This is a genomic window from Anaerotignum propionicum, assembly GCF_024461735.1.
GTDB lineage: Bacteria > Bacillota > Clostridia > Lachnospirales > Anaerotignaceae > Chakrabartyella.
Window position 1 is genome coordinate 202,969 of the sequence record NZ_JANGAD010000003.1, and the last position, 24,308, is coordinate 227,276.

Sequence of the window (24,308 nt, forward strand, 5' to 3'; positions counted from 1 at the left end):
TAAATAAGTCATACTTTTAAATCAAATAAAAAAGAAGCCAAAATGGCTTCTTTTTTATTTGATTTAAATTGGCGTTGCGCCTTCTTCATTCAATCTTCTGTTATATCTATGCTCACTTAAAACTACTTGTGAAATATTCATGGCATGATCTGAAATACGCTCCAAATTAGCAAGTAATTCAAGGTAATGAATACCTGCATTTACATTACATGCGGCATTGGTAAGTCTTTCAATATGACCCGCCCGTAATCTTTTTTCTAATTCATCAACCTGCTCCTCATAAACGGCAGTTTTAGCAGCTGATGCAATGTCATCATTTTCTAAAGCCTTTAATGCGTTATCATAGCTGGAAAGAGCCGCATGAATCATTTCATCCAAATCTTCCATGGCAGATGACGTAAAGCTTATATCCTCATTTCGCATTTCCACTGCTAACTCAGCAATGTTTTCTGCATGGTCACCAACGCGCTCCATGTCACTAATAGTATTTAAAAGTGAGGTGACGATTTGGTTTTCGTGATCACTAATTTGTAAGGTACAAAGCTTAATCAGATATTCTGAAATACCATCGCAAACTCTATCAACCACAGATTCTCTTTGCTTAATTTCCTCTATTTTTTCAGGGGATGCGTCGTTTAGAGCTTCCAGTGCACAACCAAGATTTTCTCTAGCAATGCGTCCTAAACGAATGGTTTCTTGTTTCGCACCCTCAACTGCAAGGCTTGGTGTTTGCAACATACGTTTATCCAAATGAAGGAGTTGACCTTTGTCCTCTGTAGTGGTTTCTGTTATACCATTCAGTTTCATTGCTGCACGAATCAGGAAATTTGAGAAGGGGAGCAACAGTAAAGTTGTTCCGATATTGAAAGCGGTGTGAATAGCACTGATTTGTGTCAAAGATATAATCCCCAAACCAAACTCTGGACTGACGGAAGAGAAAAAAATCATTGCAATAATACTAAAAACAGTTGCACCAATTATATTAAACATTAAGTGCATATAACCAACACATTTGGCATTTTTTCCTGCACCAATACCACTAATTAAAGCAGTAACGCAAGTACCAATATTCTGACCCATAATAATAAATACTGCTGCATTGATAGGCACTAAGCCCGTTGCCGCAAGGGAGAGAAGGATACCTTGAGATGCAGAGGAGCTTTGGATAATTGCGGTAACTCCGGCACCTACCAAGATACCTAAAAGTGGATTTTGACCTAATTTTACGAATGCGTTTTTAAATACTTGGGAATCACTCAGGGGAGATACGCTGTCTGACATTGTATGCATACCGATAAATAGTATACCGAAACCGATAATAATAGAAGCAATTTCTCTATGCCTCATTTTTTTTCCGGTGATCTGAAGAATAACACCAATCATTACTGCTATGGGAGCCATAGTAACGGGGCTAAACATTTTCGCCCATTCTGAGCTTGAAACCAACCAGCCTGTTACTGTAGTACCAATATTGGCACCCATGATAACACTAATCGCTTGGGTTAGGTTCATTAGACCTGCATTTACGAAGCCTACAACCATAACGGTTGTTGCCGATGAGCTTTGAACAATAGCTGTAACAAGAGCACCTAGGGCAATACCCATCACTTTATTTTGGGTTAAAGCTTCTAGAATTGACTTCATCTTTGTTCCGGCTGCATTTTGTAATCCTTGTGCCATATAGTTCATACCAAAGATAAACATGGCGAGCCCACCAATAAATGGGATGATTATATTTACGTAATCCATTTCTTCCTCCAATAAAAGTATCTAGTAGTAACACCTGCAAAAAACGCCACAGTTATCATAACATAACGTGACAACTGTCGCAATCAACTTTTATCTGCTTTTCACATTTTGTGCAACTATATGAAATTTAAGTGAAAATCCTGTAAACTTTTGCTGATATGTTCATATTCAAAAAGGAAGGATGATTCCACCACCGGCTACATATTCTCCATCATACAAAACAAGAGACTGACCGGGAGTAATTGCCCGTTGAGGCTCATCAAAAATGCACTCAAGAATATCTGTATCTACCATTCTCACCGTACACCAGCCCATTTTATTCCCATAACGAATTTTACCTTGTAAGCGCATGCCATCCTCAAATTTTTCCAGTGCCATATGGGCTAACTCCCCAACACGAAGGCTTTTATGAAACAAGGTTTCATTTTCACATAAAACAACTTGGTTTTGTTTTGGATCAACAGCATAAACATACATCGGCTTTCCAAAAGCAAGACCTAAGCCTTTTCGCTGACCAACGGTGTAATGAATAATTCCCTTGTGCTTCCCCAAAACATTTCCCTCTAAATCAACGAAGCTGCCAGATTTGCCGTTATCACCACTTTCGTTGATAATAAAGGCTGCATAATCTCCATCGGGAATAAAACAAATATCTTGACTATCCCCTTTTTTTGCAATAAAGCCATCAATTTGCTGGGCAATTTTTCTTACCTCATCTTTTGTATAATCGCCAATGGGTAAAAGCATTGCTTCTAATTGCTCCTGAGTGAGGCGATATAAGGCATAGGTTTGGTCTTTTTCCGCTGTTTCGGAATTACGAATGGCGTAGCGTCCCGTTTTGGGATGCTTATCAACTTTCGCATAGTGTCCTGTTGCAATATATTGGGCACCAAGTTCATGAGCTTTTTGCAATAGAGCTTCGCCTTTAATATAACGGTTGCATACCACACAGGGATTTGGGGTAAGCCCATGAAAATACCGATGAATAAAATCATCCACTACGTTTTCTTTAAATTCCTTTCTGAAGTCCAGAACAAAGTGGGGGATTCCTATTTTTTCAGCAACCATCTTTGCATCTTGAATTGCCTGTGCACCGTTTTCACCTGGCCATAAATCCATAGTAACGCCTATGACATCGTATCCTTGCTGCTTTAATATGTAGGCGCAAACGGTACTGTCTACGCCGCCGGAGAGTCCTACGATTACTTTTTTATGATTCACTTTTCCTTTTTCCCCCTTTAAAATGATTCTCAATAAATTGCTTTCTTGCACGTTTTCTTTCATGCTTTAAGTATTTTTTTACATATGCAAAAGTGACATCCTCACCACATTCTGCAAGCATTTTCAAAAAGTGCTCCAATAGCCGAAGGGAATCCTTGTGCATAATCTCATGAACAAGACGGCTTTGCAAATGATATTTCCATGGGCTTGCATCTGTATATTTGTCCTTTTGATAAGTCTTGCAAGCGGCAATGCGATCCATGAACATTTCTGCCACAAATCGGACAGGCATTTTCATTCCACCCAACAGGCGCTCTTGGCCTCTGCTGTAATCAATCCAATATTCAAAGTGATGTTTATTTCTCCCTTTATGATGCAGCCATGAACTGGAATAGCCTTTATCCTCCCGTTCGGCATTGTTAGGACTACGATCTCCTTGAAAATATTTTGCGCCTACTAAAAACTCGGTAGGTGAAAACTTAGAAAGATCATGGGTCACTCCCTGCCAATAAAGCCCCACTCGAAAACAGTGTTGTCGAACTAAGTATCTGTGGTGCGTAATTGTTTTCAGGTGCTCCATTGCTTTCATTATTAAACCTCCATATATAGAGCTTGTGATTAATGATAAAGCTCTAACCTTATTTGCAATTAAAATAAAAAAGAAATATGTAAATTTTATCGTACTGCACAAAAAGACACTTCTGCCCAAAGACAGAAGAAGCTTAAGAAAACCATGATTTACTCCGTGAGAATACAAGGGAACCTTTTGTACTATATTTTAAAAGCCAAATTGAGAAACGTAATGACTCCTTTTTATCCTGTATTGAAACTTAAGATTATGGTCATCAACATACATATAATATAGAAAGAATAGTCAATTTTTGAACAATATCCTCTGAGATAAACCAATAAAAATCAGCGGCACAGGCCCATTGCCCGGCCGCTTACTTTTGCCAAAGCTATTATTTTACTAATTTTGAAATCACTTTAAAGTGTGGAGATTTAGCGCCTCCGGTTAATTCAAACAAGGCTGCTTCGCATGTTGTTAAAATGGCACCTTCTGCCTTCATTCTTTCCAGCCCGATTTCCTTATCATAAGGATTTCTGGAACCAACACAATCCGCAACAACAAATACACGGTAGCCATCACCTAAAAGGTCAAGAACAGTTTGTAATACGCAAATATGCGCTTCCACACCACAAATCAAAATGGTTTTTTTGTTCTGTGCTTTCACCCAATTTGCAATCTCTTCACATTCGAAACAGCTAAAAGTGTGTTTTTCCATATACTGAAAAGACTCCATTACACTGGTGAATTCAGGAACTGTTTCTCCCAAACCTTTGGTGTATTGCTGGGACACTGCAAAGGGTACTCCGATTTCATTCAAACCCTGAGCCAACACCACTGCTTTTTTTACTATTTCTGCATTTTGGTTGATAACAGGAACTAATTTTTCCTGAAAATCAATAAACAACGCCGCTGTATCTTCCGCTAATATTCTCATCTACAATTTCCTCCTAATATCCATGTTATGTGTAAAAGCTTAGCATAAAGAGATAATCAAGAAATGATATCCCAAACACATTGCGCTTTTTATCTACATTTTACATGATATTAAAAGGGTTGTCCATGGAATTACACATATTTTTGCATATGCTTTAATGCGCTTTTTTCTAGACGGCTTACTTGTGCTTGGCTGATACCGATTTCCGTACTAACTTCCGTTTGTGTTTTTCCTTCAAAAAAACGCAGAGATACAATTCTCTTTTCACGGTCAGAAAGATGGTGCATTGCTTCACCTAACGAAAGGTTTTCCAGCCATAGCTTATCTCCATTTTTTTCATCGCTCACCTGATCCATAACAAACAAGGTGTCACCACCATCGTGATAAACGGGTTCATATAATGAAACGGGGTCTTGAATGGCGTCCATTGCTGTGACAACACTTTCCCTGGAAATACCCATTTCCCTTGCAATTTCCTCTATGGTAGGCTCTTTTTCTCGTTCCGCCATGAGGCGTTCCTTTGCCTGCAATGCTTTATATGCTGTATCCCTTAAAGAACGACTTACCCGAATGGAATTATTATCCCGAAGGTATCGTCTAATTTCACCAATAATCATTGGACAACAATAGGTTGAGGGCATTACCTGCATATTGATATCAAAATTGTCGATGGCCTTAATTAATCCCACCACACCAACTTGAAATAAATCATCCATATTTTCGTTTCTGTTTTCAAATCTTTTTATAATACTTAAAACCAATCTCAGGTTTCCTTCAATCAATTTTTCTCTGGCAGATTCATCGCCGTTTTTAAATTTAATAAAGAGCTCTCGTGCCTCAGCACCACTTAAAGTTGGTAAATTTGAAGTGTTAATACCACTGATTTCTACTTTTCCATAATAACCCATTATGCCCACTCCTATCAAGCAATTTGGCAACAACAAAAATGGAAAACCATCTCTGTTGAAGATAATAAAAATCTCCCCCTGAATGAAGTTATTTATACCTTGCAAATATCGTCATTTTCTTTTTGATTTTTTGTGAAATTAAGAATTATGAGGTTTTAAGGATTTTTTGAGAATGGAAATTATGAAGTGTTCTAAAAAATAAGAGCGCTATCTCTCATAAGAATATAAGATTTTCCAGAACAAGGGGTCAGGGATAGACTACAGCTATTAATTTTTAATAATTTTCTCTATGGAAATAATAGAAAAAAAGACTGGATTATATTTCATTCATGGTTCATTCCTCTTTTTGTTTCGACTTATGATAGCATTGTGCAAATAAAGCACAATGTATACAATATTTCCAAATTTATTGACGAATTCAAAGACAAAAGTGCGCTATAGAAAGTATGTTTTAAGAATTCTACTTTATTTTTAAAAATAAGCAAGTTTCATTTGTATAATAGCGCTAAAAAAATAATAAAAGAAATATCAACTAAATGAATAAAAATTAGTTTATTGTGCACAAAAATGAATAGCGCAATTTATATAAATGACACAAAAATAAATTAAAATAGTATTGACAATATTTTTTTTAGGTGTTAAACTGCGTTAAGTAAAGGCAAAGGTGCTGGGTGGTATTCCCCCAGCGCCTTTTTTATTGTCTAATTAAAAAGGGGGTAGTGTATATGGATTCGATAGGGTTATTTGAACAGGCGTCGTCGGATTTATTTGGTGTTTGGTTTTTGATGGGCGCGGTATTGGTATTTTTTATGCAAGCTGGGTTTGCCATGGTTGAAACAGGATTCACCAGAGCAAAAAATGCCGGTAACATTATTATGAAAAATCTCATGGATTTTTGTATTGGCACTGTGGTGTTTTTGCTTATTGGGTTTAATCTCATGATGGCAGAGGATACCCTATTTGGACTGGTAGGAATTCCAAATCTGAATCTTTTTACTGATTTTGCGAATTTTCCTTGGTCCTCCTTCGTTTTCAACTTGGTTTTCTGTGCCACAGCCGCCACCATTGTTTCCGGCGCCATGGCTGAGAGAACAAAGTTTAACGCTTATTTGATTTACAGTGCTATCATCAGTTGTCTGATTTATCCAATTGAGGCGGGTTGGGTTTGGAACACCAACGGATGGTTATATCAGATGGGCTATGTGGATTTTGCTGGTTCATCGGTTATCCACATGGTAGGTGGTATTTCCTCCATCATCGGTGCAAAATTATTAGGCCCCCGTATTGGCAAATACACAAAAGGGAAAGATGGGAAAACAGTTGTACACGCAATCCCCGGGCACTCTCTTACATTAGGTGCATTGGGTGTATTTATTTTATGGTTTGGTTGGTATGGATTTAATGGTGCCGCAGCTACCCAGGTAGGGCAGTTAGCACAGATTTTTGCTACCACCACAATTGCGGCTGGATTTTCAACGGTGACAACAATGATTTTCACTTGGTTAAAAAATGGCAAGCCCGATATTTCTATGACATTAAACGGTTCTTTGGCTGGCTTGGTTGCTATTACAGCGCCTTGTGGCAACGTTGATGTGATTGGTGCAATTATTATAGGTATTGTTGCGGGCTTTCTGGTTGTTCTGGTTGTTGAATTTATAGATTTAAAGCTACATATTGATGATCCCGTTGGTGCCGTTGCGGTGCATGGTGCAAATGGTATTTGGGGAACGTTGGCTGTTGGGCTGTTTAATATTTATGAAAGTGACGGCATCACGAAAGGGTTATTCTACGGTGGCGGTGCTGAACAGCTTATCAAGCAATGTATTGGCGTATTGGCAATTGGTGCTTGGACGGCTATAACCATGTATATAGTCTTTACAGTAATAAAGAAGACAAATGGACTTAGAGTAACATCTGCTGAGGAAATTGAAGGCCTTGATATCAGTGAGCATGGTCTTGCAAGCAGCTATGCTGATTTTATGCCAGTTACCAATTCCTACGGTGGTTTGGTTGGCAGTGCGCCTTCTAACGAGCTGATTGAAGAAAAGATTTCGGTATCCATGGATGAAGCGGTTCCTGTTGAGTACAACGTATCCACAAATCCTCTAGTGAAGCCCAAAATCACAAAGGTTACGATTATCACACGTCAGAGCAAGTTTGACGAACTAAAGAGTGCCATGAATGCAATTGAAGTAACAGGCATGACTGTCATTCAGGTTGTTGGTTGTGGGTTACAGAAGGGCAGCAGTCAATACTACCGTGGTGTACCAGTTGAGATCAATCTTTTACCCAAGATTCAGGTTGAGATTGTTGTAACAAAGGTACCTGTTGAGCGGGTTATTGAAGCGGCGAAGAAAGCGCTTTACACTGGGAACATTGGCGACGGAAAAATCTTTATCTACAATGTTGAGGATGTTATCAAAATCAGAACCGGAGAGACTGGTTACGACGCAATGCAGGGTGAAGAATAAAAGGCTAAAGACCTTGGGCTTTGCCCAAACCCACTTGCTTTTTGAAAAAAGCAAGACCAAAAACTTTTATGAAACCCGCATAGAAATGCGGGTTTCAATTGGTTATGAGTATAGCGAATAAATAAGCTTTTATTATATTTCTCTTCTTGTGGATATTTTTGTTGAATATTATTGCCACTATATAATTTAATTCCTTATTTCTCAGGATACAGATAATACAATTCCCTAAAATTAGGGATGGTGTGGTGTATAATTACATCACAGGTGGTGATATTATGAACGAAAATTTTTTTAGCAGGCGAATCTCACAGCTACGAACTGCAAAAGGAGTTTCTGCAAGAGATATGAGCTTATCTTTAGGGCAAAGTGAAAGCTATATCAATAAGATAGAGAATGGGAAAGCCTTTTTGTCTATGCAAGCATTTTTCTATATTTGTGAATATTTCGGTATTACTCCCAAGGATTTTTTTGATGAGGAAATAAGCAATCCCATTCTAATCCATGAGGTATTAAAGGACTTAAATATGCTGGATGACAAACAGATCGGAAATATACATGAGATTGTAAAGGCTTTAAAAAAGTAAGGTATGTGCATGGTAAAATAGAAAAATCTATAGGGTGTCAATAAAACCACGACACCCTATAGATTTTTTATTTTTTTTCTTGGTATTTAAATTTGTGAGAAATTGCTTCAATAAACTCATCTACCGTAGGAACTTCCCCGTGATATGTAATGCTTTGTTGTAATACCATTTCACTTAGTGTTTTGTCCTTTTTCTTATAAGAATTCTCAATTGCATCCTGCATCTCTTTCTTCACTTCAGTTACAGATATTCCGTCCTCTTTTGCAATTTTTTGATAGATACGTTTCATATTCAAGTGAAATCTCTCCTTCTTAAATATTTAATATTGTATTTAAACAATTTTACAACATTTAATATTGTAAGTCAATTATAATAAGATTTTAAAAATTGTACATAGTATAAAATTAAAAGGTACAATGTTGTATATAAGGAGATGATGAGACATGTATGATAGGTTTATTTCTGAAAGAATATCAAAATTACGAACAGCAAAAAAGGTCTCTGCCCGTGACATGAGCTTGACCATTGGGCAAAACGAAAACTACATTAATCATATAGAAAATGGCAAATCTATGCCTTCTATGCAGGTGTTTTTCTATATTTGCGAGTATTTCAATATCACCCCAAAAGATTTTTTTGACGAAGAAACCAATAACCCCTCATTACTGAATGCCGTTTTGAAAGACTTGAATGCGTTAACCGAACATCAGATTTTAAATATACATGAAATTGTGAAAGGACTAAAAAAATGAAGCAAGTGGTTAATACCACATGCTTCATTTTTATTTCGACAAGTTCAGTCAATTTGAATTTTAGTGCTTTAATGTTACGGTTTTTGCTTCTGAATTCCATGAAACGTGAGTTTCGTCAATTTCCATAATCTTCATCCAATCCCTTAAAGATACAAATAGACGACCATCTTGAATTTCAGCTGCTGTTGCCAGGTCAATTGTTGCGCTATCCTTTGTCATGGTTTTTTGATTGGCAACAAGAGTAAAGAGTTTGTTGTTATAAGAAATTTGTGCTGTTTTCGTGGTTGCGTCCCATTTGATATCTACATTGGGGTCTGAAAGAACCAATAAAGCACGTAATGGCAGCATGGTGTAACCGTTGGTGATATAGGGTACAGCATCTGCGGTATAGGCAGTTTCGCCATTCTTTTTGATTTCTTTATTGCCGATAGTAATCAAATAAGTAGTTTCCGTTACTTCTTCCGTAGGCTTTTCTTCGGGAGTCTCCGTTGGTGTTTCGGGAGCTTTTGTTTCAGCTTTGGATAAAGTTACAATTTCTTCATCTTTGTCACGGGTTTCTTTATAATCGAAGGTAATGCTTTTGGGGTCAACTCCGCTTTTTGTGACAACGAAAACTGCATCATCATTTAGGTCGTCAGGAAAGGTAAGCTTCGCATCATCATTTATAGTAACTGCAACCTTATTTGCTTTTAAGTCATAAATATAAATTGCGTGTCTGGGTGAGTCCACATTGATTTCAGCTTTGCTATCGATGGATAATACACCGCTATTTACATAAATTCCACTGGCACCTGCACTTTCGATATCGATTTCCAATTTTCCTTTGCCATCAATAATTAAATCGCCTTCACTGTAAACGCCGTTGCAGTGATAAGAATTGGTGGTGATTTTATTATTTTTTCCTTCTAAATAAAGAGTACTGTCTTTGGGGAGCAGAATGGCTGAGCTTTTTTCACGAACACCTGTCTTTACCACACCTTGAAAGTTGTTCAGCGTTAATATTTTATCACTGGCGTCCCAAGTCCAATTGTCCCCTTGCTGGTCAGCTTTCACCTCTCTGAAATCCATCATCATAAGACTGATTTCTGTTTCTGCATCTGCCGCTAAAGCGGTAACAGGAGCAAAGCCCATTACTGTGCAACAGCATAAAAGAATAGAAATAATTTTTTTCTTCATTTTGAAACCTCCTTTTGATATATTTTAACATGTTGTGAAAAAAAGTGAAGGAAAAAAACTTTTTTAATTCTGACGAGTAAATTTTGGAAAAGTTCCCAGAAGATTAAAATTGAGTGTGTTTCTTGTGGCATCAACATTTTATATGGTGTATAATAAAGCTTAATGAGAATTTGAAAAGGAAAAGAAGTGGAGGATTTACATGAGATATATCAATGAATTAAGGGAAGGCGAAAGCATCGTTGAGCACTATTTGTGCAAAAGCAGACAAAGCCTGAAATCAAAAAATGGGAAAACATATTTATCCCTTAAATTGCAGGATAAGACAGGAATGGTGGATGCCAAGGTTTGGGATATGAATAAGGATATTCAAAGCTTTGCGGAAAATGATTTTATTAAAATAGACGGTTCTGTTACTGTTTTTAATAATGATTTGCAGATTAATATAAAAAGAATCAGACGTAGCATGGAAGGGGAATATGACCCTGTGGATTTTATTCCATCTACGGATAAAAATATTGATGAAATGTTCCAACAGCTTTTGGATTATATCAAAACCATCGTAAGTCCTTTTATTAAAGAAATGCTGGAGGAAATCTTTTTGAGACATCCTTTAATTAGTAAGGAATTTAAGTTTCACTCTGCGGCGAAAAGCATGCATCATAGCTTCCGTGGTGGCTTGGTGGAACATACATTGTCTGTTACCCAGATTTGCGACTTTATGTCAGGGAGATATCAATTTGTAAATCGGGATATTTTGATTGCATCTGCCATGCTACATGATGCGGCAAAAATTATAGAGTTATCAGATTTCCCGGAAAATGATTATACGGATGATGGTCAGCTTTTGGGGCACATTTTCTTGGGTGCTGAACTGATTAAGGATACAGCTGCAAAAATCAACGGCTTCCCAAAACAGTTGGAGTCTTTGTTAAAGCATTGCATCCTCTCTCACCATGGAGAATTGGAATATGGATCTCCTAAGGTGCCTGAAACAATTGAGGCATTTATTTTGCATTGCGCAGATAATATGGATGCAAAAACAAAGATGATTGAAGAGATGCTGGCGGCGGATAATACCCAAGGGAATTGGGCAGGCTTCAATCGGATGCTGCAAAGAAATATTCGACGTTCAGATTATAAATAAGAGGAAAAATCATGGAGAGAAAAACGATTTCAGCCCACGAAATCAATAAATATTCTTATTGCCCTTACCAATGGTACTATGAAAAGCTGTATGGCAGAAAGGAACTGCGTCGCCTGTATCAGGAACGAAACGAAGCTTTAGCGTTAGGGGATGGCATGAACGCTAACTTTACAAAAGGTTTAGAATTTCATAAGCGAAATTATGAAAAGCTCCGGTTGAGGAATTTGGCGTGGAAAATAGCAGTTCTGGTTTTAATTCTAGGTGCAGTGATTTATTATTTGATGCGAAGTGGTGCAAATGTTGGATTTTATTAAAGGCTTAGAGTGGGCAGATCTATTTTTGATGATAGCGGTACTAATTTTATTGGTGTTATTTTTGTTTCGTGGCCGTGGTTGGTCTATAAAAAAATTCCCCTCATCTAGTCGTATGGGAGGATATTCTTTATTTTATGCTGACCAAAAGCAAAACGGAAAAAATGAAGAAAATTTCGGCAAGCTATTACATTCTGCTGAATATGAGTTGCAGGGCAAGCCGGACTATATTTATAAAAAAAGGTTGGGGAAGGGGTTAGTCCCTGTGGAGCTGAAAAGCGGAAAAATCGGGGATGATCCTCTGCCCCATAGAGGCGATTTGCTGCAGCTAGCGGCGTACTTTTTAATTATTGAAGATGTTTATGGGGTTCGACCTAAGTTTGGAAGATTGGTATATAGTGACTATATGTTTGTCGTAAAGAATTCCAAGAGCCTGCGCAAGGAAGTTTTGAATACAACAAAAGAGATGCGTGAAATGTTGATTTATGGTGTAGGTAAAGCCAACCCAAGCTTTGTAACTTGCCGTTATTGTGTATGTAACGGCACAGTTTGTGAATATTCAGGGACAGAAATTATTGGAGGAAAAGGAAATGAGTCTTCCTGTGGAGAAGAATGAAATATATGAAATGACCATTGATGCATTGGGTAGCAATGGGGAGGGTATCGGTAGAATTGATGGCTTTACCATTTTTGTAGAAGGAGCGTTACCAGAGGAAAGAATTAAGGTGCTCATTCTAAAAATAAAGAAAAGCTATGGATATGGGAAATTGGTTGAAATCCTCTCTGAATCCCCATATCGTGTGAAACCACACTGTCCTGTGGCAAAGACTTGCGGAGGGTGTCAATTGCAGCACTTATCTTATGAAGGTCAGCTGGAATATAAGGCAAAAAAGGTAAAAGATGATTTAGAGCGTATCGGGGGCATAAAAGATATTGGGGATGTGCCCATTTTAGGTATGGAAGATCCATGGAGATATCGAAATAAGGCTCAATTTCCCGTGGGAATGGGAAAAGCCGGTGCAACAGAAATTGGATTTTATGCAAAGCGTAGTCATCGAATTGTAGACTCCTCAGTGTGTTTTTTGCAGGATACTGTAAATGATGAAATTATTGCCGTTGTTCGAGAATTCATGGATGAATTTAAAATATCGGCCTATGATGAAGAAAAGCATAGGGGTTTAGTGAGGCATATTTTGACCCGAGTTGGAAAAAATAGCGGCGAAATTATGGTTTGCATCGTAATAAATGGAAAGAAGCTTCCTAATGGTGAAGTTTTGGTTGAACGGTTAAGAAAAATTGATGGTGTAGTCTCAATTGTGCTAAATGTCAATAAGCAACAAACCAATGTAATTCTGGGTGAGAAAGTGATTACTCTTTGGGGGAAAAGTTCGATAGAAGATACCTTGGGTGGTATTTCTTTTGAGATTTCACCATTATCTTTTTATCAAGTGAACCCAACACAAACTGAAGTTTTATATTCTAAGGCTGTTGAAATGGCAGACCTAAATGGTGAAGAAATAGTTTTGGATTTATATTGTGGAATCGGTACAATATCACTATTTTTTGCGAAAAAGGCAAAGAAGGTTTTTGGCGTAGAGATTGTGCCAGAGGCAATTTTAGATGCAAGAAAAAATGCAGAACAAAATGACATACAAAATGTATCTTTTGAGGTTGGTGCAGCAGAGGTTGTTATTCCTAAATTATTTGAGGAGCAGGGGATTTCAGCAGATGTTATTGTGGTGGATCCGCCAAGAAAGGGTTGCGATGAGATTCTTTTGAACACCATTGCATCTATGAAACCGAAAAAACTAATCTATGTTTCTTGTAACCCCGCAACACTGGCGAGAGATGTGTCAATATTAACGGAAAAAGGGTTTCATGTGAAGGGTGTGCAAGCGGTCGATCAATTTCCAATGACTACGCACGTTGAAGCGATAATAATGATGACGTATTGTGGTGACAAGGCTAAAAACGAGGGTTGAACCACAATATGTTGTAGTTTTGGAGCGATTTTTAGGCTTGAAAATGAGTGAAAATGTCATCTGTTTGAGGGCGAAAATTAAGCAAAAATATAGATGACATGGCGATTTTGAAGAGAATTTCATAGTATTAAGGCTAAGTGGTAGGTCAATTAACGATCTGCAACTTAGCCTTTTTATGTACCTTAAAACTATATTCATCTGTAATGATTTACTATGAAATGATGAAAGTTATTGTCGTTCCTATTCAACTAGTGCTGAATATTTTCCCATTATCGCAAGAAGGCAAACAGAGAAGAGAGATACTGTTGCCATACCAGCCACTTTTTCTGAGAAATATTCATATGCAATACATGTGAGTATTATTTCAATTATAATAATAACCAATGCTCTCATTCTCATTTGTGACATTCTGTTTTCTGAAACAGGATGATTGGGGTGAACCACTGGTGCAATTTTATATACAATAAAAAAACTAACTATTAATATGATTCCCACTAATACTGGGGTTTCAATCACAAAGGGATATAAGAAAATGCATAAATAAGATAGTAAAATAGAAGACAGTATGCATTTTAAATGAGAGGATGCATGCATTCCCCCTAGATGAATCCGCAGAGGTGTAAAAAATAGAATCCATAGAATCATTTCAAATGTTTTGTGAAATATCAATGCTGTTAAGATTAACAAAATATCTGAGAATAACTCATTAAGCATACACTCTGCGCCATATGTATATATTTCATGGTCATCTGAATTTGCTCCATTTTCCACGAGCCAGTCAGCCCAAGTATTTGCAATTTTAAGTATCATGATTGCCTCCTCATAAAATAGTGTCTAAAAAAGCCTTTCTTACATGTTCAAGGTAGGTATTGCTAATGGGTAGTGTTGCGCCATTAGAAAGAAATATTTCATTCTTCACAATCTTATCAACATGGTTCAAATTCACTAAAATTGAACGATGACATTGGGTGAATTGATAAGGAAGATGACTGATCATATCTGCCACTTTTGCTTTATGGGAATATGTGGTTTCTGATGTATAGATATCTATATAATGGTTTGCGCTGGAGAAATAAAAAATCTGATGATACGGAATTTTTATTGTCTGATTGTTATTTTGAATAATATAGTTTTTTTCTTTGGTCAATTGATAGACCATATTCATGCATTTTTTGATGTCTTTTTCTTGTACAGGTTTCAGTAGATAGTGTAAAGCTTGAACATCATAGCCCTGAAAAACGTATTCTTTATAGCTCGTCAGAAATACGATGGAACCTTGATATTCGTTTTTACGCAAACTTTGGGCCAAAGATAATCCATCCATTGCACCGTCTAATTGAATATCCAAAAAAGCCACGTCATACATATTAAAATCAGTTTTCAAAAAGTCAGCTGAACTTTTAAAATGCACCAAAGAAAGCGTGCAATACAGTTGTTGCGCCCAATGGTTTAAGATTTTATCTAACTGCTCCGCATATATAAGTTCGTCTTCAACAACAGCAATATAAATATTCATTTCTCTTCCTCCTCACGTTGAAAGGGGATCATGATAGTAGCTGCAAAAGAATTGTTTTCAGGCTCATAATTAAAAAAGCCACCGTAATTCTCAACTATTTTATTGATGTTATGAAAACCATATCCATGTTCAGGGTGTTTTTTTGTACTGATAAGTTTTTTATTGTCAAAAAGGTAAATGCCATTCGAACTATTGACTACTTTGAAATAAAGCATACCTTTATGTATCTTTATCGTGATATTAATATAAGGTAGTTGTTGTTGGTTTGGTTTATTGCAAGCCTCTATGGCATTATCCAATAAATTACCCAAGACAATACATAAGTCTGTTTGTGGTATGGAAGGTTTTTCGGGTAAAAAAATAGTTTGTTCCACAGTAATGCCGTGGGATTTTGCAATAAGTATTTTACTAGAGAGTATTGCATCTAAAGTAGGATTCCCTGTTGAAACCATAGAAGTTAAATTTGTAAAATCAGAGTTAAACTGTGCCAAATATGTATTTAACTCATTATATTGCTGATTTTCTAAAAGCATTTGCATAGCCTGTGTGTGATGGTGATAGTCGTGTTTCCATTGACGCAATGTTTTCATAGATACCTGAATATTCTCCAAGTGATTTTCCAGAAGGCTTGCTTCTCGCAGCTGCATTGTTAGGGCAGTATTTTTGTGGTAATAATCACCTAATGCCTCGAATAAGAAAATGCATCCCAATAAAACAGATAAATATACTACGCCGATAAAGCCAAGCTTTGAAGTTATTTGGTTTCCAGGAATAGATATAGATAGACCAATAAGCATATCAGATGCAACAATGCCAAGAGATAGTAGTATAAATAATACAATTTGTAATACTCGCGGTAATAAAATTGCTTTTTTAGAGGAAAGTTCAATTATAGTAAAGTAAAAAACAGAACAAACCACCAGATAAATCAAAGTCATTTGAATGCGGATAGTTGATGGAACTGTCAGTGTATTTAAATCATAGTTTGTAAAAAAAGATACCATAGAAAAAACAACTGTGTTTGAAAGAATTCCAATGACAGATGCGGAGCACCCCCAAAAAAACCGAGAGCTGTGATTAGAAGTAAAACAAAAAGTTGAAAAAACAATATCTGCCAACAAAAGCAACAAGATTACAATATTTGTGTGTTGGACTGCAACGTTTAAAATTGTAGTAAAAATAATTAAAAGAAAAAAACCAAGATAAAGTCTTACGACTTTATCTTTTTTATATCCAAGTGTTTTTGTTAGTAAATAGCAAAACATACCTTCTTCAAGAAGGTTAATGAATAATTCCCATCCAATCCATAAAATTGACATAAGTATCCCCCGTAAGATGTTTTTAAAATTTTCTAAATACATCATAGCATGACAAAAATAGACATACAATCATAAAAAAACTTATTTCACGACCTAAAAAGCCTATTTCACGACCTACCACTAGAATTTGGAAAAATATGTTGTTAATATACTTCGTGAAAGGGGGTCAAGTGAAAGGTGTAATTAACGATGTATTTAGATTTGATTGGGAGGGATCGAAATGAAAAAGATTAAAGAATTTTTGAGAATTAGCAGTGTTAAATTGTCGGCACATATGCTCTGTACTTCGGCATCATTTTTTGCGATCATGATGTGCCACGGAAGACTGTATGAACCAAAAGTTCCAGAAAGATTAAAAAGATAAGTAAGAAAGAAATGGGGTGAAAATATATGATTTTTTGAAGATAGGTTTTTTGTAGATAATTATTGCTAACTGATATGAATATCATAAATCGCTTAAGCATCATTGTGTGTACTTGATAAAAATAGGAGGAAAAGACCATGATAAAAAAAATAATTGATAAAATAATTTTGTTAATTCTAACTCTAGCAGTGGGGGTGACATCGCTTCCAACTTCTGTATTTGCAAATCAAGGAAATAGTGGCTATACCCAGTCTAAATCTATAACAGAAAAAGAAGGGGTCTCTGGAACTGAATATATATCCACTGTTAAGAATAAAACAACGGGTGAGATAAAAAAAATAAAATTGATTGATATAAATAATACTGGTATAATTACAGAAGATTTTATTTCTGATAATCTAAACAAAGAATTTACATTAATTAATTTAGACATCAAAACAAAGCAAGAGAGTAGGAGTGCGCAAACTCAGTCAGTTAGATTTATTTCACCTGAAACTTTATTTGATATAGGTTGTTTAGTGATATCAGCAACAGAGTTTTATGCCAATCCATCTGTATGGGGAGCAATGACGGTTATATTTGATGGCGCATCTGTTGCATTACCCTTTGTCCCTTCGGTAAGCGGTGTAAAAAGACTAATAAAAGCTAGTTCCAAACTTCAAGATTCTCTTGAATATGGTATAAGGCCATATAAAGTACTAAAAAATGAATCATCTGTGATGTATCCTGCACATCATATAATGCCCAAGAAATTTGCAGATAGATTTGGTTTAGATGGAGATTATATGTTTGCGATGATAATAAACAGATCTGACCACATTAAGATAACAAGTAAGTTCAATCAAAGCAAATATGGATTAAGAGAATCGGCAGATTCTTATTCAAGATCATACATTATTAGGCAATCTGAATTAATTTATAAGGACTTATACAATGAAACTGGAGATGAAATTTTTGAATTTATGAGAAGGTTTATAAGTGAAAGTTCACAGTATGGGGTGTAGAAATGAGTATTGAATATGTACATGAAATCATAAATAAAATTAAAAATAAAAAATTATACTTAGAAGGGGGGATGGAGGAGAATGAAACACCTACTTCTATTGCCACAGAAGAAATGATAAATGAGGCAGAAGATTATTGTAAAATTAGACTACCGGATAGCTTTAGAACATTTCTGAAAGAATTTTCAAATGGTAATCTATATATGTATGGAGTTGAGCCATTGGTAGGAGTTGGGTTAGAAAGTAAATTGTGCTCTTTATCAAAGTATACCTCATCTTTAAGATTACTCAGTATCAAAGACTTTGAAAAAGAGTGTTATATTGTTCCGCAAGATAAACTTGTAAAGATTAATCAATTAGTCCCATTTACTTTTGGAAATGCAGACCAATTATCAATAGACCATTGGGTTTTTATATGTGATAGAGAATATCCCAATAACGAATATCCTGTGGGTTATATTACCCAAGGTTCCCACAACATTGTCTGTGTTTTGGAAAGTTTTGAAAAATGGCTTGAGATATTCTGGGAGGGAAATAAAGATCTTGATGGAGAATATCAAGCTGTAATTAGTATACTCTTTCCTGATTATCATAGTTTAATGGATTTGTTGGATGCAGAAACAAAAGAAGAACTTATTTCAATATATCCTCAGATTATAGAAACGAATAAAGAAAATTTAATAAAATACGGCGTATATCAAAAGTGATATTATGTAGTGGTGTTTTGATGTCTCTCGTTCCGAGTGTACCCGTTTCTAAATAGTATGTATTGTTAATTATGAGCTTTACTTTTGCACACCCAAGGTTTTTAAGCCAGTTTGACATTAGGGATAGAAAAGCTTCCGTTGGATAAACGGTGCTTTTCTATCCTTTTTTAAGGATAGAGAGGGGGAAATATGAAAAAAAGATTAATAAAGTTAGGTATGGTAGTTGTTATTTTATTTTGTTCAAATTGCAGTTTGGTACAAGCGGAGCCGTTATCAACAGAAACAATACAAGCTTCTCCTACAGAAAATAGAGTTATTTTAAATACTGAGGGGAGTATCACTGAGATAAAAAATGTAGCTGTTTATGCAATTAACAACAAAAACTACTTTAAACTTAGGGATGTTGCAATGCTCATTGATTTTGATGTTAAATGGGATGCAGGAACAAGAACAAAACATTAGTCAAGAGGATATAAATAATCTAAACGAATTGGTAAAAGAGTATATTGATGATAGACGAAAACAAATAATCATTAATGATAATGATATCAGGTATGTTGCAAAATCTAAGAACTACGATGAGATTGAAAGTTATTTTAAAAATAATATTAACCCGGATTTTAATATAAATGATTTTGTTGTTGAAGAATATTCCCCGTTAGGAGATGTAGTAATAGATACAACTGACACAGGAAACAACGTGATACAGTTGCCGCTTAATATGCTGGATATCCGATATTATGTTGGTGAGTATCGTTCCTCCTATGGTTACCATGTTACTGCAATACATGGATATGCAAAATTAATTGATTATCTTGATGAATGGAATAATGATATACATTTAGATAATATTAAGTTTCCCACAATATCTGACGAAGAACTAAACAAAAAGCAACAGCTTATCATCCGGAAAATAAGATTACAGGCTATAATATTGTACGTTAAGTTTTGAGGCATATGTTATTGTTAATTTTATTACTAAGGACGGGTATTATGTGTCAGAGGGACATAATTTTACGCTGTAGATCTTTCATATCAAATATTATGCAGATTGTATTCTGGGAGTAAAATAGTATTTTGAGAAAATCAATAGATTAGAATAATAAGTAACACTTATCAACCGTAGCTCAATTGTTATGTACCAAAGAGCCATGGAAATTACGAAGCTTGTAGGAAGTGATGAAAACAGATACCAAAGTTATACCGATTACAGCCAAGTAAGTGACTGGGCAAAAACAAATGTAAAGAATGTATTAGCGGCTCATGTATTTAATGGCACAACAAAAATCAATTATACATCAACTATCTGCACCGATGTTCTAAGAGATTTAGAAAATTGTATGAAAACTGATGATAAGACGCTTGATGAAATCTGCATCTTATACAAATTATAAGCTTACCCATAGCAAATTCAATTTCCTGTTAAGGACAAGAGTATTAGAAATCGCAAGAAGATTATCTTACTAGTATTAGTTGCATTTTATTGAAAATGTGTCCTACAATTAATTTTTGTAAAAAGAAATTAGGAGATTTATGATGGTAAAAAAAATGATATTTATTGCTCAAATACTTATAGGTATAATAAGTCCAATAATATTATGTATAATTTTTCCGCAACCTGTATGGTATTTTGTCATTGACGTAGCTGAAAAACTTGAGTCAATTGGTGTTACTTTAGATTAAGTAGCAGAACCTGCAACTATTGATTATGGAGCAGTTATTGTAGCGGTTTTATATCTATGTATGATCGTAGCAATTTCCTATGATTTTATTACGAAAAAATATAAGGTCTTAGGTATAACCTTTTTAATAAGTGGTTTTTTTATGACAAATATGGTTTTTATATTGAGTAGCTCAATAATTTGGTTTTAATGTCTATATAACAATATTTTTTCTGTATCGGAGTAAATGATATTAGTTATAGATGGTAAGAACTTCTGATTATGTTTATAGGCAGTAATTATTATGATGATACAAAATGTTAATTACTTATTATAATAGAAAGGTGGTAAATGATGAATTCAAATAAGGCCTTTTTGGTGGTAGGAGTGCTCTTTTTTATAATAGGAGTTATTGCCCTATTCAATGGAACTAATTTTGGTGCAGCAATGGCACAAGGCGCTATAAATAATAATGGCGGCAGTATGGACACACAAGAATTATATTGGATTAAGCAATCCAACACACTTGGTTTTCAGATTTTCGGAGCAATTTTATCTGTACCGGGTGGTTTTTCCTCAATATTGGCGGTATATAAGTTTAATGAAAAATAACTTCCTATTAATTTCCGATTATGTTTAGTTTCCTAAATTCAATTTTGGGAAATGTTTAGAAAGCTATTGTATTATTTATAGAGGGGGAAAAGAAATGGCAAAATACGAAAAGTCTGTGCAAGGGGATTTTGATAAAATAGTCGAACAACTAGACGAAGCGATATTCAAAAGTGGCGTAAGCGTAAATTTGGTAGATAAAAGTAATTACCAGAGTGAAAATATTAAAATGGCTGTTCGGGTATACGATAAATATTTTATGCGAAATAGCAGTAGAGCAAGTTTAAGTGTGACAATTATTGATACTGGAAGAGAAGTGTTTGTATCTGCTATTGGTGCCGGGGGCGGCAGTGGCGCAATTTTTAATTTCAGTTTAGGGGCAGAAAGCGAACTAACAGAAGTTGTTGCAAATAGCATCAGAAAAATGGGACTATAATTTTCTGGACTATGAGGTTTTTATACTTATATACTAAATTGGATAGTAGTAAAAATTGAATTTCTTATTATGTTTAAAATGCAAACTGCACTTGATATTATGTAGATGAAGAGATACTGAAATTTTGATTTTTTTAGGAGGGGATGTTTGTGAAAAAACTCATTATTATATTACTATGTATAGGGCTGTTTATTTTGACTGCTTGTCAAGACAAAGTAACTAAACTATCCTCCTCATTAGATGGAACTCAAAGTGATGAGTTATCAGCAGGTATACCTAGTATGAAAAAAATGGATCTATCAAGCATGGAAGAATTTTATTTATCAGCTTTTACTAATGGAATGAAATCTGATGTATATTTACTTGAACATGTTGACGAGTACAAATTTTTCACTGCCACTTTGTATTATTTGCAAGATAATCAGTGGGTAAAACAATCAAATTTTAAAGCTGATATTAAAAATGAAAAAAGTTTTTTAGCCATTGATTACTCTAACTTATTTTGTCCTAAAATAGCTTTTAAATCTGGTAATGAGGTAAAAAGACTAACAACAAGTAGTGAAAACTTTAAAAGTCAATATGATGAATTGACATGGGATATTGATATAAGTAATTCAATTATGATTTCTGAAAAAGAAATACCCATTATCGCTTATCGGAATTCCGATATTAACGGAACCATCCATAAAGCCAATCTTGAAGATTTTTATTCATTAGAGAATTTACTTGTAAACAAAAATGAAGAATATGCTATATTAACAGTTAAAATCAGTAATTAATCGCTATTTATTCAAGGTGTAAAACATGTAGATTACTGTTGTAAAATTAACTTCGCATTATGTTTACACTGCGTAACCAACTTGAGGGGTATATAGTTGTACCATAATGGGACGTTTACATAGTAGCTCATTATGTGAATATTTGAAACAATGTAATTTGAGGTGAATTGGAATGGTTAAAAGAGCTTGGTATGAAATGCAAATGCATGAGAAGATAGCATCTATTCTTGGGAGCATTTGTTCTGTATGTATAATTATATTGGCTTCTTTGCAACTATTAGACATATGGGATAAAGCAATATATATTTTTGAGCCATTAGTAGGTGTTCTTATGGTAACGCAAGGAGTATTGCAATGGAGGAAAAATAAAACAGTAGCAGTATTTTCTTTGTGTGTAGCAATATTTATTTTTATCGTTGCCTTTATAATTTATTATAAATTAAGGTGAAGTTTGTTTTACTTGTGTAAATTAAGGAGCTATGGATTAATGGAAAAGATAAATTGGAAAATATTAAACTCAGCATTTTGGATAGAGATTATTTTATCATATATTTTACCTTTTAGGGTCGTTAATCACTTTCAACATAAGATTGGTTGGCCTATACAATTTATTTGGGTATATGATTCGAAGCCTATATTAAGCCCGCTTATGTCAATGAGTCTTAATCCTTTAGGACTATTGCTAAATGGAGTTATTATATATTTGGTTATTTCAGTTGCAGTAAAAGCTTACAGCAAACTCAAATACCACGAGACAAAATGAGCATACCCGTAGCAGAATCAGAATCAATTTCTAGTTATGTTTATGACATACCAAACGTACAGACTGGTAAATTACCGGTTATCTATACATGAAAAATGTCCACAAAATGCCATATGAAGAGCATGCTTAAGGCTTGTTATCAGAGAGAGGATGAAACTATGAATGTAGCTAAACCCAAAATATCCAAAGAGGTTATGCAGATAGATGCGTTTTATTCTTATGTGAAGGATCGTTTATCAGATGATATCTCAATCTTTGCAATAAAAAGTTATGCTGAAAGAATCGAAGGAATGGATTTTTCCAGAATGGAACTAAGATCAAGTATTCTTGAAAAATGTAAATTTTGCAGTTGCGACTTTAAAGGCGCGAGCTTTATTGATGTTATATTCCAATCTTGTGATTTTTCAAATAGTAAATTCGCAGACGTTTATTTTGAAAGATGCCAATTTGTTGACTGTAAATGTGTTGGATTGGATATGCACGGTACGGTTATAAAGCAAACTACTTTTGAACAGTCAAATTTTACATATTCAAATTTTGATGAAACTAAAATGACTGAAGTTCTTTTTGATAACATTGATTTTACTGAATCATCTATTTCTGAAGCAAAACTGAAAAAGTTTGAAGCAAAAAATTCCAGATTCATAAAAAATAACTTTTTTAAGACAATGCTAGCAACAGTGGATTTTACTGAAAATGAATTCAAAATGCCATTGGTATCTACTCCCCCTATTGAGTTGAAAGGAATGGTTATAAATATGTTTCAAGCAGCTGATTTGATTGGCCTTTTGGGTATCATTGTTAATCGGTAATTAAAATGCTTAATATTTTAAATTTAGAATGAAGAATACAGATTGCTCTTATCCATTATGGCACACAATGAGCTTGCAGCTTTTCTACATGAACTGTACATTGTGTTTATACAGCGGAACCAGTCAGATAGGTACACAGTTGTACCATAATGGAACATACAATACTAAATATTATTTATGAATGTGGGTGGCCTAATTTAATGAAAAGGTTGATGACGATAATTTTATTAATATTAATACTTTTATTTGTTTCAGCATGTGGAGCGAAAAAGGTTACACATATGGGATTGAATGCAGAAATTTTAGAAATTAATACTGAGCTAAAAGGCTTTGTAGTTAAACGCTCAGATAAGGATAGTATTTTGGGCGAAAAATGCTACATTAGTTGTGAAAGTGATGATGTCTATTATATATATGCTGACAACGAAACTGGTGAAACTAAAGATTTATCATACAATGATTTTAGGGTGGGAGACGAAATTACAGTAGATGTAAACTCTGTAGAAAATGGTTATAGTTTAACTTCTTGAGTTCA

General features: G+C 35.0%; 30 protein-coding genes. 20 read left to right on the top strand and 10 right to left on the bottom strand.

The annotated features are described in order from the left end of the window. Positions 1 to 63: 63 nt before the first annotated feature. The 5 genes from NE558_RS05915 to sigG all read right to left on the bottom strand — a co-directional run bounded on the left by NE558_RS05915 (position 64) and on the right by sigG (position 5,383). A complete protein-coding gene (locus tag NE558_RS05915) occupies positions 64 to 1,749 on the bottom strand; it encodes a Na/Pi cotransporter family protein (protein ID WP_256149030.1) in 1,686 nt (561 codons plus the stop codon). A gap of 168 nt (positions 1,750 to 1,917) precedes the next feature. Next, positions 1,918 to 2,970 carry a tRNA 2-thiouridine(34) synthase MnmA gene (gene mnmA, locus NE558_RS05920; RefSeq protein WP_256149031.1) on the bottom strand — a complete coding sequence of 351 codons (1,053 nt, stop codon included), beginning with the start codon at positions 2,968 to 2,970 and terminating at the stop codon, positions 1,918 to 1,920. After that, positions 2,960 to 3,559 carry a DUF5662 family protein gene (locus NE558_RS05925; RefSeq protein ID WP_256149032.1) on the bottom strand — a complete coding sequence of 200 codons (600 nt, stop codon included), beginning with the start codon at positions 3,557 to 3,559 and terminating at the stop codon, positions 2,960 to 2,962. Before NE558_RS05925 ends, mnmA begins: the two co-directional genes overlap by 11 nt. Positions 3,560 to 3,932: 373 nt before the next feature. Beyond that, positions 3,933 to 4,475 carry a hydrolase gene (locus NE558_RS05930; RefSeq protein WP_256149033.1) on the bottom strand — a complete coding sequence of 181 codons (543 nt, stop codon included), beginning with the start codon at positions 4,473 to 4,475 and terminating at the stop codon, positions 3,933 to 3,935. Between the two features lie 131 nt (positions 4,476 to 4,606). Further along, a complete protein-coding gene (gene sigG, locus NE558_RS05935) occupies positions 4,607 to 5,383 on the bottom strand; it encodes an RNA polymerase sporulation sigma factor SigG (RefSeq protein WP_256149034.1) in 777 nt (258 codons plus the stop codon). Positions 5,384 to 6,108: 725 nt separating this feature from the next. On the opposite strand from sigG, the gene NE558_RS05940 reads away from it, so the two are divergent. Together NE558_RS05940 and NE558_RS05945 are read left to right on the top strand one after the other, a co-directional pair. Beyond that, positions 6,109 to 7,854, top strand: a complete 1,746-nt coding sequence (locus NE558_RS05940; RefSeq protein WP_256149035.1) for an ammonium transporter — start codon at positions 6,109 to 6,111, stop codon at positions 7,852 to 7,854. A 275-nt stretch (positions 7,855 to 8,129) separates the two neighbouring features. Beyond that, positions 8,130 to 8,438: a helix-turn-helix domain-containing protein gene (locus NE558_RS05945; RefSeq protein WP_256149036.1), complete on the top strand. Its 309-nt coding sequence runs from the start codon at positions 8,130 to 8,132 to the stop codon at positions 8,436 to 8,438. Between the two features lie 67 nt (positions 8,439 to 8,505). Here NE558_RS05945 and NE558_RS05950 read toward each other — a convergent pair whose 3' ends face one another. Beyond that, the gene (locus NE558_RS05950; protein ID WP_312060065.1) at positions 8,506 to 8,757 is read right to left on the bottom strand and encodes a sporulation initiation factor Spo0A C-terminal domain-containing protein; all 252 of its coding nucleotides are present in this window, start codon (positions 8,755 to 8,757) and stop codon (positions 8,506 to 8,508) included. Positions 8,758 to 8,881: 124 nt separating this feature from the next. On the opposite strand from NE558_RS05950, the gene NE558_RS05955 reads away from it, so the two are divergent. Then, positions 8,882 to 9,190 (top strand): helix-turn-helix domain-containing protein, encoded by a 309-nt coding sequence (locus NE558_RS05955; RefSeq protein WP_256149038.1) that lies wholly within the window; start codon positions 8,882 to 8,884, stop codon positions 9,188 to 9,190. Positions 9,191 to 9,250: 60 nt separating this feature from the next. On the opposite strand, the gene NE558_RS05960 is transcribed toward NE558_RS05955, so the two are convergent. Next, the gene (locus NE558_RS05960; protein WP_256149039.1) at positions 9,251 to 10,366 is read right to left on the bottom strand and encodes a copper amine oxidase N-terminal domain-containing protein; all 1,116 of its coding nucleotides are present in this window, start codon (positions 10,364 to 10,366) and stop codon (positions 9,251 to 9,253) included. A gap of 199 nt (positions 10,367 to 10,565) precedes the next feature. Here NE558_RS05960 and NE558_RS05965 point away from each other — a divergent pair, with 199 nt between their 5' ends. Genes NE558_RS05965 through rlmD form a run of 4 tightly spaced genes read left to right on the top strand, consistent with a single transcriptional unit; the run spans position 10,566 to position 13,803 of the window. Next, on the top strand, positions 10,566 to 11,510 hold the full coding sequence (locus NE558_RS05965) for a 3'-5' exoribonuclease YhaM family protein (protein WP_256149040.1): 945 nt from the start codon (positions 10,566 to 10,568) through the stop codon (positions 11,508 to 11,510). 11 nt (positions 11,511 to 11,521) lie between these two features. After that, a complete protein-coding gene (locus tag NE558_RS05970) occupies positions 11,522 to 11,824 on the top strand; it encodes a hypothetical protein (protein ID WP_256149041.1) in 303 nt (100 codons plus the stop codon). Further along, positions 11,808 to 12,437: a CRISPR-associated protein Cas4 gene (gene cas4, locus NE558_RS05975; protein WP_256149042.1), complete on the top strand. Its 630-nt coding sequence runs from the start codon at positions 11,808 to 11,810 to the stop codon at positions 12,435 to 12,437. The genes NE558_RS05970 and cas4 overlap by 17 nt, the downstream gene beginning before the upstream one ends. Next, positions 12,412 to 13,803, top strand: coding sequence for a 23S rRNA (uracil(1939)-C(5))-methyltransferase RlmD (gene rlmD, locus NE558_RS05980; protein ID WP_256149043.1), 1,392 nt, complete (start codon positions 12,412 to 12,414; stop codon positions 13,801 to 13,803). Before cas4 ends, rlmD begins: the two co-directional genes overlap by 26 nt. Positions 13,804 to 14,043: 240 nt before the next feature. Here the strand turns inward: rlmD and NE558_RS05985 are convergent, their stop codons facing one another. The 3 genes from NE558_RS05985 to NE558_RS05995 are packed head-to-tail and all read right to left on the bottom strand — an operon-like array spanning position 14,044 to position 16,638. Further along, a complete protein-coding gene (locus NE558_RS05985; protein ID WP_256149044.1) occupies positions 14,044 to 14,613 on the bottom strand; it encodes an accessory gene regulator B family protein in 570 nt (189 codons plus the stop codon). Between the two features lie 10 nt (positions 14,614 to 14,623). Then, positions 14,624 to 15,319, bottom strand: coding sequence for a LytR/AlgR family response regulator transcription factor (locus tag NE558_RS05990; protein WP_256149046.1), 696 nt, complete (start codon positions 15,317 to 15,319; stop codon positions 14,624 to 14,626). After that, positions 15,316 to 16,638: a sensor histidine kinase gene (locus tag NE558_RS05995; RefSeq protein ID WP_256149047.1), complete on the bottom strand. Its 1,323-nt coding sequence runs from the start codon at positions 16,636 to 16,638 to the stop codon at positions 15,316 to 15,318. The genes NE558_RS05990 and NE558_RS05995 overlap by 4 nt, the downstream gene beginning before the upstream one ends. A gap of 220 nt (positions 16,639 to 16,858) precedes the next feature. On the opposite strand from NE558_RS05995, the gene NE558_RS06000 reads away from it, so the two are divergent. From NE558_RS06000 to NE558_RS06060, 13 genes are all read left to right on the top strand, one after another. Then, entirely contained in the window at positions 16,859 to 17,002 is a 144-nt protein-coding gene (locus NE558_RS06000; RefSeq protein ID WP_256149048.1) for a hypothetical protein, read from the top strand. A gap of 137 nt (positions 17,003 to 17,139) precedes the next feature. Beyond that, entirely contained in the window at positions 17,140 to 18,006 is an 867-nt protein-coding gene (locus NE558_RS06005) for a hypothetical protein (protein WP_256149049.1), read from the top strand. A gap of 2 nt (positions 18,007 to 18,008) precedes the next feature. After that, complete coding sequence (locus NE558_RS06010) at positions 18,009 to 18,713, top strand: SMI1/KNR4 family protein (protein WP_256149050.1); 705 nt, start codon at positions 18,009 to 18,011, stop codon at positions 18,711 to 18,713. Positions 18,714 to 18,902: 189 nt separating this feature from the next. Next, positions 18,903 to 19,175 carry a hypothetical protein gene (locus NE558_RS06015; protein WP_256149051.1) on the top strand — a complete coding sequence of 91 codons (273 nt, stop codon included), beginning with the start codon at positions 18,903 to 18,905 and terminating at the stop codon, positions 19,173 to 19,175. Further along, positions 19,150 to 19,665 (top strand): hypothetical protein, encoded by a 516-nt coding sequence (locus tag NE558_RS06020; protein WP_256149053.1) that lies wholly within the window; start codon positions 19,150 to 19,152, stop codon positions 19,663 to 19,665. The genes NE558_RS06015 and NE558_RS06020 overlap by 26 nt, the downstream gene beginning before the upstream one ends. Positions 19,666 to 19,864: 199 nt before the next feature. Next, positions 19,865 to 20,107: a hypothetical protein gene (locus NE558_RS06025; protein WP_256149054.1), complete on the top strand. Its 243-nt coding sequence runs from the start codon at positions 19,865 to 19,867 to the stop codon at positions 20,105 to 20,107. A gap of 142 nt (positions 20,108 to 20,249) precedes the next feature. Continuing rightward, the gene (locus tag NE558_RS06030; protein ID WP_256149055.1) at positions 20,250 to 20,396 is read left to right on the top strand and encodes a hypothetical protein; all 147 of its coding nucleotides are present in this window, start codon (positions 20,250 to 20,252) and stop codon (positions 20,394 to 20,396) included. Positions 20,397 to 20,728: 332 nt separating this feature from the next. Then, positions 20,729 to 20,986 (top strand): hypothetical protein, encoded by a 258-nt coding sequence (locus tag NE558_RS06035; RefSeq protein ID WP_256149057.1) that lies wholly within the window; start codon positions 20,729 to 20,731, stop codon positions 20,984 to 20,986. Between the two features lie 94 nt (positions 20,987 to 21,080). Next, positions 21,081 to 21,419: a DUF6054 family protein gene (locus tag NE558_RS06040; RefSeq protein ID WP_256149058.1), complete on the top strand. Its 339-nt coding sequence runs from the start codon at positions 21,081 to 21,083 to the stop codon at positions 21,417 to 21,419. Between the two features lie 149 nt (positions 21,420 to 21,568). After that, positions 21,569 to 22,198, top strand: coding sequence for a hypothetical protein (locus NE558_RS06045; protein ID WP_256149059.1), 630 nt, complete (start codon positions 21,569 to 21,571; stop codon positions 22,196 to 22,198). Between the two features lie 172 nt (positions 22,199 to 22,370). Then, a complete protein-coding gene (locus NE558_RS06050; protein WP_256149060.1) occupies positions 22,371 to 22,646 on the top strand; it encodes a DUF3953 domain-containing protein in 276 nt (91 codons plus the stop codon). A gap of 473 nt (positions 22,647 to 23,119) precedes the next feature. Next, positions 23,120 to 23,773: a pentapeptide repeat-containing protein gene (locus tag NE558_RS06055; protein ID WP_256149061.1), complete on the top strand. Its 654-nt coding sequence runs from the start codon at positions 23,120 to 23,122 to the stop codon at positions 23,771 to 23,773. A gap of 200 nt (positions 23,774 to 23,973) precedes the next feature. Further along, the gene (locus NE558_RS06060) at positions 23,974 to 24,303 is read left to right on the top strand and encodes a hypothetical protein (RefSeq protein ID WP_256149062.1); all 330 of its coding nucleotides are present in this window, start codon (positions 23,974 to 23,976) and stop codon (positions 24,301 to 24,303) included. Positions 24,304 to 24,308: the final 5 nt, after the last annotated feature.